Raw genomic sequence first — 12931 nt, forward strand, 5'->3', positions numbered from 1 at the left:
ATGAGGAGCCCCGCCCCCGAGGTCGCCTCGCCCGACCGGTACGCGCCCGAGTTCGACGTGCGCATCGAGGGCCTGGAGATGGACCCGTCCACCAAGAACGACATCATCGACATCAAGGTGAACCGGGACATCGACGAGATGTCCGGCTTCGACCTGACGCTCAACAACTGGGACGACGTGAACCTGCGGTTCAAGCACAGCGACTCGCCCCGCCTCCGGCTCGGCGGCCGGGTCTCCGTACGGCTCGGCTACGCCGACCGGTTGCTCACCGTCGCCACCGGCACCATCTCCACGCTCAGCCCCCGGTTCACCGAGAGCGCGTCCCCGACCGTCCAGGTCAGCGGCGTCGACGGACTGCTGCGGCTCAAGGACCGCAAACCCACCGGGAACGAGGTGAAGATCTACCGCGACCTGCCCGACTGGCGGATCGCCGAGCAGATCGCCCGGCGCAACCACCTGCGCATCGAGGTCACCCGCGAAGGGCCCGTCCACGAGCGGGTGGTGCAGAAGAACCAGGACGACGCGACGTTCCTGCTCGAACGGGCCAAGCGCCTCGACTTCGACTGCCACATCCTGCCCGACCCCGTGACCGGCGAGGACACCCTCTACTTCGTCAAGCCCACCGACGGGCGCGACGCCCGGCCCATCCGCGTGTACCGGCTCGCGTACGCGCCCGGCCTGTCGACCGGCCCCACCGACCGGCCCCAGGGGCTGATCCCCAACCTGATGGAGTTCACCCCGACGCTGACGGTGTCCCAGCAGGTCAGCAAGGTCACCGTACGCGGCTGGGATCCGCGCGCGAAGCAGGCGATCGCGTACACCGCCACCGCCGAGAACCTGCCGGCCGGGCAGAACACCGCCGACGGCCAGAGCGGCCCCCAGGTCGCCGAGTCCACCCTCCAGGGACGCCAGGAGGTCGTCGTCGACGCCCCCGTCGGCAGCGACGAGGAGGCCCGCGCCCTGGCCGTCAGCCTCCTGCGGGAGCGGGCCTACGAGTTCATCACCGCGACCGGCAAGGTGGCCGGCCTGCCCGAACTGCGGCCCGGCGACAACCTGGAGATCCACGGCCTCGGGCGCCGCTTCTCCGGCATGTACTTCGTCAAGCGCGTCGAGCACACCCTCAACACCAGCGGGTTCTTCACCCAGTTCACCGGACGGCGCATCCACCAGGGGGACCAGTGACCATCAGGACCACACCGCGGGCCCGCAGCACCGACAAGCGGTACTACGGCGTCGTGGAGGCCCTCGTCGTGGAGAACGAGGGCGACGACGAGGGCCGGGTCAAGCTCAGCTTCCCCTGGTTCGACGACGTCACCGTCACCGACTGGGTCCGCGTCAGCCAGCCCTACGCGGGCGGCGGCTACGGCACCCTCTTCGTACCCGAGAAGGGCGACGAGGTCCTCGTCGCGTTCGTCCACGGCGACATGCGCTTCCCGATCGTGCTCGGCGGCCTCTACAACGGCAAGGACAAGCCGCCCACCGCCCGCACGGACGGACGCGACCAGAAGACCATCCGCACCCGGCACGGCCACGAGGTCCTCCTGGACGACACCCCCGGCCGGGCCGCCGTGCGGATCACCTCCGCCGCCGGGCACGTCCTGGAACTCGACGACACCGGCAGGGCCCTGCACATCACCGCCGCCGACGGCGGCAGCGTCACCGTCACCGCCCAGGGCGAGATCACCCTCAAGGCACCCCGGCTGACGGTCGACTCGCCCTCCATCGACCTCGGCGGCGGCGCCACCGAACCCCTCGTCCTCGGCAACGCGCTGCTCCAGGCGTTCAACACCCACACCCACCCGACCGCCGCCGGACCCACCGGACCGCCCGCCCCGCCGCTGACCCCGGCCGTGCTGTCCAGGAAGGCGAGGACGGCGTGAGCGACGAGTTCCTGGGCACCGGCTGGCGCTTCCCGATCCTGCCCGACGCGTCCGGGCGGCTCGGCTACGCCGTCGGCGAGGAGAGCATCGAACACTGCCTGCGCGCCCTGCTGCTCACCGGCACCGGCGAGCGCGTCATGCGGCCCGACCTGGGCACCCGGGCGCACGAACTGGTCTTCGCGCCCGGCAGCGCGCAGAACCTGCGCGACCTGGAGCACTCGGTCGCCGAGGCCGTACGCGCCCACGAACCCCGCGTCGAACTGGACGAGGTCCGCGCCGAGGCCGACCCGGACGACCCGACCCGGATCACCGTCTCCGTCGTCTACCGCATCCGGCGCAGCAACACCAAGGCGAACCTGGTCTTCCCCTACTACGCCGGCCTCACCGCGCTCGGCGGCCCCGCGGGGACCACCGGTCCCACCGCACTCGGCGGCCCCGCGGGCGCGACCGGCCACACGCCCGCCGCCGGCTTCGAGGGGAGCGTGCCGTGACCCTGCCCCCGCCCCGGCTGGACGACCTCACCTGGGCCGACATGACGGCCGCCGTCCGCCGCCGCATCCCCGCCGAGTCGGACGGCCTGTGGACCCTGCACGCCCCCGTCGACCCCGGCGTCACCCTCCTCGAACTCTTCGCCTACCTCCTCGAACAGCGCCTGTACTGGCTCGACCAGGTGCCCGACGCCCTCGTCGTCGCCCTACTGCGGCTGCTCGGCCTCGAACCGCCCCGCCCCGCCCGGCCCGCGGCGACCGTGCTGCGCCTCACCGCCCGGCAGGACGGCGTCCCCGTCCCGGTCGTGCCCGCCGGGACTCCGCTCACCCGCGACCCGGCAGGGCACACCGTGTTCACCCTCGACGACGACGTGGCCGTCTTCCCGCTCGCCGAAGGCGCCGACGTCACGGTGTGGACCGACCGCGACCGCACCGCCGACCTCGCCGCCCGCCGGGGCGTGCCCCTCCTGGCGGCCGACGGCGCCCCGGCGGCCGTCCGCTTCACCCTGCCGCTCAGCGGGGCGCACCCCGCGCCGGGCCCGCTCAGCCTGCTCTTCGAACTGGACCGGACGGCGGGGCCGGCTGCCGCGTGGCTGCCCGGCGCCGTCGACGACGTGCCGCCCCCCGCCGAGCTGGCCTGGTCCTGGTTCCGGCCGGGCACCGCTCTGCACGGCCCGTTCGCCAGGGTCGAGGACGGCACGGCGGGGCTCCGCCGCTCCGGCATCGTGCGGCTCCACCCGCCCGCCGGCTGGACCACACGCGACTGCGGCGTCCTCCTGTCCACCCCGGCCGCCACCCACACGGCGCCGCCCCGCCTGCTCCAGCTCGCCGTCAACGCCTCCGCCGCCCGCCACCTCCGGTGGCTCACCGCGAGCGGCGCCGACCTCCGGGACCAGACCGCCGCCTGGCTCAAACTGCCCGGCCAGGAACTCCTCCTCCCCGACGCCGCCGGGCAGCTCGTCGAGGCGCGCGTGCGGATCGGCGGCGAGGAGTGGCGGCCCGCACCGGACCTGGCCTTCGGCGGTCCGGCCGACCGCGTGTTCGTCCTCGACCGGGACCGGGGCGCCGTCGTGTTCGGCGACGGGCTCACCGGCCGCATCCCCCGGCCGGGCCGCGACGTGAGCGTCGCCTACGCGGTCGGCGGCGGCCGCGGCGGCAACGGCGGCATGACCGCCAACTGGGTCCCCGCCGAGGAGGCCCCCGCCGCGCTCACCGCAGCCAACGTGGTGCGCGCCGAAGGCGGCACCGACCCGGAGACCGTCGCCGAGGCCAGGCGCCGCGCGGCCGCGTCCCTCGGCAAGGTGACCCGCGGGGTCACCGCCGACGACCATGTCGCCCTCGCCCGCACCACCCCCGGCGTCGCCGTCGCCCGCGCCCACGCCGCGCTCGGCGAACACCCCGGATTCCCGTGCGCCCACGTCCCCGGAGCGGTCACCGTCCACGTCGTGCCGGCCGCTCCGCGCGACGACCCGGACCGCGAGGACTTCGTCGCCGCCCCCGTGCCCGACCCCGGCACGCTGTGCGCGGTCGCCGCCCGACTGGAGGCCGCCCGGCTGCTCACCGCCGAGGTCTTCGTCCGCGCGCCCCGCTACCGGGATGTGGAGCTTCGCGCCGACCTGTCGGGCGCCCCCGCCGACCGGGCCCGCGTGTCGGCGCTGCTCACCGGGGCGCTGCGCCGCCATCTCGACCCGCTGGTGGGCGGCGACGACGGCGAGGGGTGGCCGTTCGGCGGACCGCTGCGGCCGTCGGCGCTGCTGCGGGCCGCGCAGCGGGCGCTCGGCGACCTGGCGGACGTCCACGCCGTCGCGGTGGGCCTCGACGGGGCCGTGCCGGACGAGTCCTGCCGGGACGTGCCGCTCCGGCCGGGTGAACTGCCCGTGCTGCGCGCGGTCCACACCCGGATCGTGCCCGCCGTCGAACCGGGGGAGGGACTGGCATGACCGGCGCCGTGTGGTGGGAGAGGGCCGCGCGGGAGGACGGCGAGGGCCGGATCGTGCCCGGCCCGGCGCCCGCCGGTGTCCAGCCCGAGCTGACCGAGGCGACCCGTGAGGCCGTGCGCGCCGCCGTGCGGAGCCGCATCGCCGGCTACACCCCCGACTGGACCGACCCCGACCGGCAGGACGCCGGCGTCGCCCTCGTACGCCTCTTCGGCACCCAGGCCGAGCCGGTGCTCGCCCGCGTCAACCGGCTGCCGGAGAAGGTCCTCGCCGAGCACCTGGCGACGGCGGGCGTGCGGCGGCGCCCGGCAGGGGCGGCGGCCGTCCTGCTGGAGTTCACCGTCAACCCGCCCGACGGCACGTCCGTCCTCGTACCGGCCGGATTCCAGAGCGCCGCGTCCGGCCCGGCCGGGCAGACCGTGTTCGAGACCGACCAGGACCTGTACGCCACCCCCGCCACGCTCGCCGCGCTCGCCGTGGAGGAGGGCGGCACCCTGCAGACGGTGCCGCCGGGACCGGCCGGGCCGAGCCACCCCTTCCCGCCGTTCGGCCGGGACCCGGAGCCCGGCAACAGCCTGTGGATCGGACTCGCCGGGACGGCCTCCCCCCATCCGCGCCTCACCCTCGGCCTGGTCGTCGCCGGAGCCCCGCCCGCGCCCGCCGTGTCCGGCGCGGCGGTGCCCCCGTCCCCGGCGCCGCTGCTGCGGTGGGACGTGCTCGACGGGACCCGGCTCGTGCCCGCCGAGGTCGTCCGCGACTCCACGGCCGCGTTCCGCACGAGCGGCACCCTCGAACTGCGCGTCCCGCGCTCCTGGGCGCCCGGCAGGCCGCCCGGCGCCCGCACCCGGCCGCCGCTGCGCTGGCTGCGGGTGCGGATCGCGCACGGCGCCTTCGGCCGGCCCGCGCCGGTGCTGACCGGACTGCGCCTGAACACGGTCACCGCCACCGCCGCCCGCACCGTCCGCGACGAGCCGCTGCAGCCCGTCCAGGACACCGGGGCGGGCGGCGGACGCCGTATGACGCTCAGTCAGGTGCCCGTGCTGAAGGGCTCCGTGGTCATCGAGGTCGACGACGACCCGGGCGCCGACGTGTTCGGCACCACGGCGGGCACCGCCTCCCGCTGGCACGAGGTGGAGAGCCTGGCCGCGTACGGCGCCGACGACCGGGTCTTCACGGTCGACCACGCAACCGGCGAGGTCGCCTTCGGCGACGGCGTTCACGGCGCCGCCGTACCGCCCGGCTTCCGCAACGTCCGGGCCGTCCGCTACCGCGTCGGCGGCGGCGCGGCCGGAGCCGTCCGCGCGGGCGCCGTCAACGCGCCGGTGACCGGCCTGCCCCACGTCGTCGGCGTCACCAACCCCTTCCCCTCGTCCGGCGGCACCGACGGCGAAGGCGACGCCGACGCGGTACGCCGCGGCGTCGGCGAACTGCGGGCCCGCGGCCGGGCCGTCGCCCCCGCCGACTACGGCGTGCTCGCCGTCCGCGCGCCGGGCGCCTCCGTGGCCCGCGCACGGGGCGTGCCCGGACTGCACCCCGACTTCCCCGGCGTCCCCATCCCCGGCGTGGTCGGCGTCCTCGTCGTCCCGCCCGGCGACGACAGCGGGGAACCGCCCGTCCCCGGCGCCGCCACGCTGCGGGCCGTCGCCGACCACCTGACCCGCGAGGCCGCCCCCGCCGGGGTCACCGTCGTCGCCGCCCCCGCCACCTACCGGCGGGTCGCCGTCGAGGCGTGGCTCGCCCTCGACCCGGACCTCGACCGCGCCGCCGTCCTGGCCGCCGCACGCGACGCCGTACGCCTCCATCTGGACCCGCTGCGCGGCGGCGAGGACGGCGACGGGTGGCCGTTCGGGGGCGCCGTGCGGCACGCCCCGCTGGTGCGGCGCCTCCTCGCGGCCGACGGGGTCCTCGCCGTCTCCCGGCTCTCGCTCACCGTCGACGGCGTACGGCTGCCGCCCTGCGCCGACCACGCGATCGGACCCCACGACCTGGTCTGGCCGGAACGCCCGCTGCTCATCCCCGTAGGAGACCGGCCATGACCTGCGCCCCACGCCCCGCCACGTTCCGCCTCCTCGACGCCCACACCGGCTGGGACGAGACGCCCGCCGGGAGCGAACCCGGCACAGGCGGACTCGTCGGCTTCGACGACCCGGCCGGGGTCCGCCTCGCCCACCCGGGCGCCGCACCCGAAGGCCCCACCCGCGCGCAGCTGCTGCCCTGGTTCCCCGACCCGCGGCTCGCCCCCGGATGCGGACCGTGCTCCTGGTACCTGCTGGTCCCCGGGGAACGGCTGCTGCTGCGCCGCGACCCCTGCGACGGCGCGTTCACCCCCGTGTGGCCGCCCCCGTGCGACCCCGGCACGCTGCGGGAGCCCCTCTCCGTCGCCGCGCGCGGACACCGGCTGGCCGTCGTGGAGTCCGACCGGGTCCTCGTCTGGCGCGGCGACGGCGCCCAGCCGGCGGGCGTGATCCCCGTACGCCACCCCCGGTGGGCGGCGCTCGGGCCGGACGACGAGGTGCTGGTCGCCCGCCGGGGCGGCAGCGACCTGCTCCGGTACGACACGGCGGGCGGCTTCCACGGGGTGCTGCGCACCGGCGCCCGCGGCGACGTCGCGGGGCTGCGCACCGGTCCCGGGCGGACCGTGTGGCTGCTCACCGACGACGGCGGCCGGCTCCGCGTCCACCGGGGCGGCCCCCGCGGGCCGTTTCGCACCGCGACCCTCGCCGAACTGGCCGAGGCCCTGCCGCCGTCCGCGCTGACCGCCGCCGACGACGACGGCTTCTGCCTGACGGAGCGCGCCCCGGACGGTCCGGTGACGCGCTGCCACACCTGGCGGGGCGCACCCCGCGCCACCCCGCCGCCGCACCCCGGCGCGTACGTCACGAACGGCTCGTACCTCACCACCCTGATCGACAGCGGCGTGTCCCGCTGCCGCTGGCACCGGGTCCGCGTGGACGCCGACGTGCCGCCGGGCACCGCCGTGTCGGTCGGCCTGGTGGTCACCGAGGACGGCCGGTACGAGCCGAGCGACTGGCAGTCGTCGGCGCCGGGCGCCGCCGATTTCCTGGTGGACCAGCCGCCCGGCCGCTTCCTGCGGCTGAGGCTGCGTCTGACCGGCGACGGCGCGGCCACCCCCGTCGTCCGCCGGATCAGGCTCGACTTCCCCCGCGTTACGAGCGCCGACCTGCTGCCGCCCGCCTTCCGCGAGGACCCGGCGGCGGACGACTTCACCGAGCGGTTCCTGTCCCTGTTCGACGCCACGTTCGCCGAACTCGACCGGATCGTCGAGCGGTACCCGGCCCTCCTCGACCCCGACGGCGTCCCCGACCGGGTCCTGCCGTGGCTCGCCGGACTGCTGGGCCTGTCGTTCGAGGCCGGCTGGGACGCCCCGACCCGGCGCGCGCTGCTCGCCGCCGCGCCCGAGCTGTATCGGCGCCGGGGCACGCCGTGGGCGCTGCGGGAGGCCGTGCGCATCGTGTTCGGCGTGACGCCGGTCGTCGAGGAACTGGCGGCAGAGCGCGCCTGGGCGTCCCTGCGGGCCGCGGACGGCTCCGGCGGACCGCCGGCCGGACCCGCGCCGGGCCGGCGGCGGGGGCTCGGCGGCGTACGGCTGTTCGGCCGGTCGGCGAGCCGCTTCCGGACGGGCGGCTCCGCCCTCGGGGCGGCGCCGCTGCGGGCGTACGGCGACCCGGACGGCGATCCGCTGAGCGCCCACGCACACCGTTCCGGGTGCTCCTGCCCGCGGGACCGGCGGACACGGAGGCGCTGGGGCGCCTGGTGCGGCGCCAGGCGCCCGCGCACACGCTCGGGGCGGTACGCACCGGCACCGCCGGGTTCGTGGCCGGCTCCCGGTCCGCGGTCGGCGTGGACACCGCGTTCGTCCCGCTGCCGCCGCCCGTGCTGGGCGGAGCCCGCCCGCCGCGGCTCGACCGCGACGCGGTGCTCAGGCCGGGACCCGCAGGAGCGCGCCGGGGGGTGGGCGTGGGAGTCGCCTGCGCCGTCGGCGTGCACACACGAGTGTCATGAGAGGACGGGGCGATGACGGAGACGGGAACACCGATGACCGCGCAGTCCGACGAGCAGCCACCGCGCAGGCTGCGGTACTTCCACGGCCAGATGCTGGCGGCCAGGGACTTCCAGCGCGAACAGGACTACCACCGCGAGAAGGCCAAGCGGCACGTGCGCCGGCTCCTCGGCTACGGCGTGGTGTGCGGGCTGTTCGTCGAACCGGTGCCGGACGACGACTGCCGGACCGGGGGCGGCGACTCCGGCACGGCGTCCGACGCGACCGGACCGGCGGTCGACGGGACCGGCCTCGCGGGCGGAGGAGGCGTACCGGAGCCTGGAGGGGCCCATCCGGCCGAGGGCGTCCCGCACCCGTCCGCGACCGCCGGAACCGCGCCGGACGGCGCCGACGGGCACGGCGAGGACGTGGCGCACCGGCCGCGCCGCGCCAGGGTGCGGATCACGCCCGGCCTCGCCGTGGACTGCGACGGCAACGAGGTCGCCGTACACGGCGGCCACGTGGTCGACCTGTGGAAGGCGCTGCCGCCCCATGAGCGCGACACCGACACGGTGTGGATCGGCGTCCGCTACGCCGAACGGCCCGTCGAACCGACCCGCGCCGTCTACAACGACGCCTGCGCCGACACCTCCGACTGCGCCCACGGCTGGACGGAGGAGTGCTTCCGCGTCTGCGTCACCGGCTGCGAACCGCCGGCCGACGACCGCTGCGACACCTGCTGCGCCCCCGGCCCGCACAAGGTCCTGTGGCTGGCCCGCGTCGACCACGTGGACTGGCACCGCCCGCCGCCCCGCCGCAGCATCCACATGAACGTCCGCCGCCCGTTCGGCCGCCACGTGCCCACCGTCATCACCGGTGTCAACTGGATCCACGGCCACACCTACACCATCGACGAGGCCAGGGCGCTGCTCGGCACCCAGGACCAGGACGCCGGACTGGTCGTGCGGTTCTCCGACGGTGTGCGCACCGACTCGCTGCGGCCCGGAGTGGTGGAGCTCCAGGTCATCGAGGGCGGCAGCGGACGCAACGCCTCCACCTGGTACATGGGCGGCGCCTTCGCCGAACCGGACGCCGGGTGCGGCGAGTTCACCCGGCAGTTCCGCTACCGGCAGACCACACGGGAGACGCTCCAGGACGGCGACCGCGTCATGATCACCGTCCGGGCCGCGTTCCTCCTCGACCGCTGCCGCCGCCCGGTCGACGGCACCCACGTCGGCGGGCGCGTCCCCCTCATCGGGCGGGCCGGGGCCACCGACGCCTCCGGTGGCCCGGACGGCCGCGACCTGCCGCCGTCGGGCATCGGCCCCTGGACGTCCGGCACCGGCGCCGGCGGAGACGTGTTCGAGAGCTGGTTCTTCATCAAGGAGCGCTGACCCATGCGAACAGACTGCGGATGCGGCTGCGGTGGCGACGCCACCCGCACCTCCGCCTTCGTGCGCCCGCGCTTCTTCGCGGGCCAGCTGCTGACCGAGGACGACCTGAGCCTGCTGGTCGACTACACGACCGCCAAGCGCAGGCTGCACAACCGCTCCCTGTACGGCCCCGGAGTCGTCTGCGGCCTCACCGTCACCTGCGCCCCCTGCGGCGGCGGGGCGGTGACGGTGCAGCCGGGCCACGCCCTCGACTGCGCCGGCAACGACATCGTCGTCCCCTGCGCCGAGCAGGTCGACGTGCGCGCCCTCGTCCGGGAGCGGCGCACCGCCGCCCTCGGCACGGACTGCGGCGACGACTGCGACGACGCGGGGCGCCGCTACGGCCTGTACGTCCGCTACCGGGAGCTGCCCGTCGAACCGGTCGCCCCGTACGCCACCGAGGAGCCCTGCGCCACGCCCGGCTGCGTGCCCTCCCGCGTCCAGGAGGGCTTCCACTTCGTCGTCCGCTGCGACGACGACGGCGAGGACCACCGCCACAACCCCGGAACCCGGCTCCTCGCCCGCGTCGGCGACCTCGCGCGCGCCGACCGGGCCCGCACCAGGGACCGCCGGCTCGGCCGCTACCTGGACGCCCTGTTCACCGCCTCGTCCGCCACCGGCAGGACGTTCCGCTTCGACGCCTCCGACGCCCGCCGCTACGCCGCGTCCCTCGCCTGGCTGCGCGACCACGCGGGCGGCGAGGGGCCGCCGCCCCCGCCCGCCGCGCGCGAGATGACCGAGCACGTCCGCGCGCTCGCCGCGTCCGTCGCCCGGTACGACACCCACGACGAGGCCGGACAGGAGCGGCTCAGGCGCGCCTACCCGGACCTCGCCGGCGTGCGGGAGGCCCGCGCCGCCCTGGGCGCCGCCTGCGACCGGCTCCGCTCCGGCGACCCCGAGGCGGCCTGGCCGGACCCGCTGCGCCGCACCCTCGCCCGCGCGGTCGTGACCGAGACGGCGGCCCGCGCCGTACCGGACGGAGGCGACCCCGACGCGCCGCTGGAGGTGCGGATGCTGGCCCAGGGCACGCCCCTGAGCCACGCGCTGCGGGCCGAGTTCCGTGCCGACCTCGCGCTGATCCGCGAATGGCTGCTCGGCCGGCTCGACCAGACCGGCGAGACCGGCGACTGCCGGCTGCGCGCCCGGACCGCCGCCGTCGACGTGCCGCCGCCGCTCCCGGCGCCGCCGTCCGACAGCACCGCGACGGCGACCGCCGCCGAGTTCCGGCAGACCGCCGAGGCCGGGGCGGCGCTCACCGCCGCGCTGCGGAGCTTCCTGACCGACGCGGCCTGCGCCACCCTCAACCCGCCGTGCGGCGACAGCACGGACACCGACGTCCTGCTCGCCCATGTGGAGCTGGACGGCTGCGAGGTCGTACGGGTCTGCTCGGCCACCCGCGAGCAGGTGCTGCCCGGCGGCTCGGCGTACGGCGAGTGGCTGCCGAAGCTGTACCGGCTCCGCGAGCTGGCCGAACGGCTGTGCTGCCGGCCCGTACCGCCGCACGACCCGCCGGAACTCCCGCCGGACGGCGACGTGGCGCGACCGTACGCGCAGGGCCTGCTCGGCGACTGGCCCCGCGGCGGCGACCTGGAGGAGATGCTGTCCCTGCTCCTCACCCCCGCACCGGGCGAGACCCCGCCGAAGGCGCTGCACGAACAGGTCTACACGACCCCCGCCGAAGTCACCGACAGCCTGCGGGAGCTGGCCGCGCTGCGCGCCCGGGTGACCGAGCTGACGACCGCGCTGGAGGGCGTGCGCGCCGAACTGGGCAGCGCGCAGACGCAGGTCGCCGGGCTCCGCCGGCAGGTACCGGAGGGCCTGGAGGCCCGCCTCGCCGGCCTCGAAGGCACAGCCGGCCCGGCGGGCGCGGATTCCGGCCCGGCGGGCGCCGCTTCGGGTCCGGTGGACGCCGCAGCCGGTCCCGCGGATGCCTCTTCAGGCCACGCGGGAGGCGGGCCCGAGCCGGGCGGAGGCCCCGCCCCGGACGAGCCCGCGCCGCCCCCGGCCCGCCGCACCCGCTCCTCCCGCGGCCGCAAGACCGGGGAGACGTCATGACCGGCCCGCTGCGCCCCGCCTTCCACGAGGGCCAGGTCCTCGCAGCCGCCGACCTGACCGCCACCGTCGCGTACGCGCGCGGCCTCGCCGTCCGGCACGCCCGGCACCTGCACGACTGGGGCGTCGCCGAGGGGCTCGGCCTCACCGCCACGCCCCGCACCGACCCGCTGACGGGCGCCCGCCACGTCGAGGTCGGCGTCGCACCCGGCCTCGCCGTCGACGGCACCGGCCGGGAGATCGTCCTCACCGAGCGGGTCGTGCTCCGCGAGAGCGACTTCGAGGAGGTCAACGGCGCCGACCAGCCGACGGACGAGCCCTACCCGGTGTTCCTCACCGCGGCCGACCGGGACCCCGTCACCGCGCCCGCGCCGCTCTCCTGCGCGGGCGGCGCCACCCGCACCCGCGTCGAGGAGTCGTACCAGATCCTCTTCGGGCGGCTCGGCGACGAGCGGCTCGCCGAGGAGCAGCGCCCGCCCGCGCCCGGCGCCCCGCCCGCCGAACCGCCGGAGCGCTGGCTCGTCCTGCTCGGGTACGTCCGCTGGGCCGACGGCCACTTCGACGGCGTGGCGGCCGAGGCGCGCGGCGTGGGCGTGCGCTTCACCGGGGTACGGGCGGACACCGTCGCCGCCCGGTCCGGAGCGCTGACCCTGCGGACGCGCCCGGACCCGCTGGAGGGCGAGCCCGCGCTCGTCCTGTCCGGCGGCGACCAGCCGAGCCTGGTCTTCGGCCTCTACCAGGGCAGCGGCACCGTGGCCCCGCTGATGACCGTCGCGGCCAACGGCAACCTCACCGTCGAGGGCAGCTTCAGCGGCCGCATGCCCGCCGGCAGCACCCTGGTCGCGTCCGGGACCGCGACGGACGGGATGCTGCTGCCGCTCCCGCCCGGCGTCGCCCCGGAGCAGGTCGCCGACGGCCGCGTCCTCGTCCACGTCTGGCTCACACCGCGCATCCCGCCGCCCGGCACCGACTCCGCGCTCGTCAGCACCGTGGAGGCCGCCGTCGACGGGGAACGCCGCGTGAGGTGCAGGACCCGCCTCTACGACCCGCTGGCCGCCCCGGCCGAGGTCGTCGAACGGCCCGGCGCCGTCGACTTCCTCGTCCTGGCGACCGTCGCGGCGACGAACGGCGGTGGCTGACG

Annotated in this window: 9 protein-coding genes; all 9 read left to right on the forward strand. The window is 76.9% G+C overall.

The annotated features are described in order from the left end of the window. The 9 genes from ACSUPT_RS27920 to ACSUPT_RS27960 are packed head-to-tail and all read left to right on the forward strand — an operon-like array spanning nucleotide 1 to nucleotide 12929. A complete protein-coding gene (locus tag ACSUPT_RS27920; protein WP_361660248.1) occupies nucleotides 1–1182 on the forward strand; it encodes a phage late control D family protein in 1182 nt (393 codons plus the stop codon). Beyond that, nucleotides 1179–1880 carry a phage baseplate assembly protein V gene (locus ACSUPT_RS27925; RefSeq protein ID WP_436946022.1) on the forward strand — a complete coding sequence of 234 codons (702 nt, stop codon included), beginning with the start codon at nucleotides 1179–1181 and terminating at the stop codon, nucleotides 1878–1880. The genes ACSUPT_RS27920 and ACSUPT_RS27925 overlap by 4 nt, the downstream gene beginning before the upstream one ends. Further along, a complete protein-coding gene (locus ACSUPT_RS27930; RefSeq protein ID WP_351964248.1) occupies nucleotides 1877–2371 on the forward strand; it encodes a GPW/gp25 family protein in 495 nt (164 codons plus the stop codon). The genes ACSUPT_RS27925 and ACSUPT_RS27930 overlap by 4 nt, the downstream gene beginning before the upstream one ends. After that, complete coding sequence (locus tag ACSUPT_RS27935) at nucleotides 2368–4308, forward strand: putative baseplate assembly protein (protein WP_436946023.1); 1941 nt, start codon at nucleotides 2368–2370, stop codon at nucleotides 4306–4308. Before ACSUPT_RS27930 ends, ACSUPT_RS27935 begins: the two co-directional genes overlap by 4 nt. Then, nucleotides 4305–6341, forward strand: coding sequence for a putative baseplate assembly protein (locus ACSUPT_RS27940; protein ID WP_436946024.1), 2037 nt, complete (start codon nucleotides 4305–4307; stop codon nucleotides 6339–6341). Before ACSUPT_RS27935 ends, ACSUPT_RS27940 begins: the two co-directional genes overlap by 4 nt. Beyond that, the gene (locus ACSUPT_RS27945; protein WP_436946025.1) at nucleotides 6338–8344 is read left to right on the forward strand and encodes a phage tail protein I; all 2007 of its coding nucleotides are present in this window, start codon (nucleotides 6338–6340) and stop codon (nucleotides 8342–8344) included. Before ACSUPT_RS27940 ends, ACSUPT_RS27945 begins: the two co-directional genes overlap by 4 nt. Then, a complete protein-coding gene (locus tag ACSUPT_RS27950; protein WP_399218344.1) occupies nucleotides 8341–9699 on the forward strand; it encodes a hypothetical protein in 1359 nt (452 codons plus the stop codon). The genes ACSUPT_RS27945 and ACSUPT_RS27950 overlap by 4 nt, the downstream gene beginning before the upstream one ends. A gap of 3 nt (nucleotides 9700–9702) precedes the next feature. After that, entirely contained in the window at nucleotides 9703–11793 is a 2091-nt protein-coding gene (locus tag ACSUPT_RS27955) for a hypothetical protein (protein ID WP_436946026.1), read from the forward strand. Then, the gene (locus ACSUPT_RS27960) at nucleotides 11790–12929 is read left to right on the forward strand and encodes a hypothetical protein (protein WP_351964254.1); all 1140 of its coding nucleotides are present in this window, start codon (nucleotides 11790–11792) and stop codon (nucleotides 12927–12929) included. Before ACSUPT_RS27955 ends, ACSUPT_RS27960 begins: the two co-directional genes overlap by 4 nt. Nucleotides 12930–12931 lie beyond the last annotated feature (2 nt).

It is taken from the genome of Streptomyces sp. SudanB25_2051, from assembly GCF_964272635.1.
Taxonomy (GTDB): Bacteria; Actinomycetota; Actinomycetes; order Streptomycetales; family Streptomycetaceae; genus Streptomyces.

Bases quoted from the DNA above. Each gene is read 5' to 3' on its own strand.
- ACSUPT_RS27920 (WP_361660248.1), top strand. From the start codon at position 1: ATGAGGAGCCCCGCCCCCGAGGTCGCCTCGCCCGACCGGTACGCGCCC.
- ACSUPT_RS27940 (WP_436946024.1), top strand. From the start codon at position 4,305: ATGACCGGCGCCGTGTGGTGGGAGAGGGCCGCGCGGGAGGACGGCGAG.
- ACSUPT_RS27945 (WP_436946025.1), top strand. From the start codon at position 6,338: ATGACCTGCGCCCCACGCCCCGCCACGTTCCGCCTCCTCGACGCCCAC.
- ACSUPT_RS27950 (WP_399218344.1), top strand. From the start codon at position 8,341: ATGACGGAGACGGGAACACCGATGACCGCGCAGTCCGACGAGCAGCCA.
- ACSUPT_RS27955 (WP_436946026.1), top strand. From the start codon at position 9,703: ATGCGAACAGACTGCGGATGCGGCTGCGGTGGCGACGCCACCCGCACC.
- ACSUPT_RS27960 (WP_351964254.1), top strand. From the start codon at position 11,790: ATGACCGGCCCGCTGCGCCCCGCCTTCCACGAGGGCCAGGTCCTCGCA.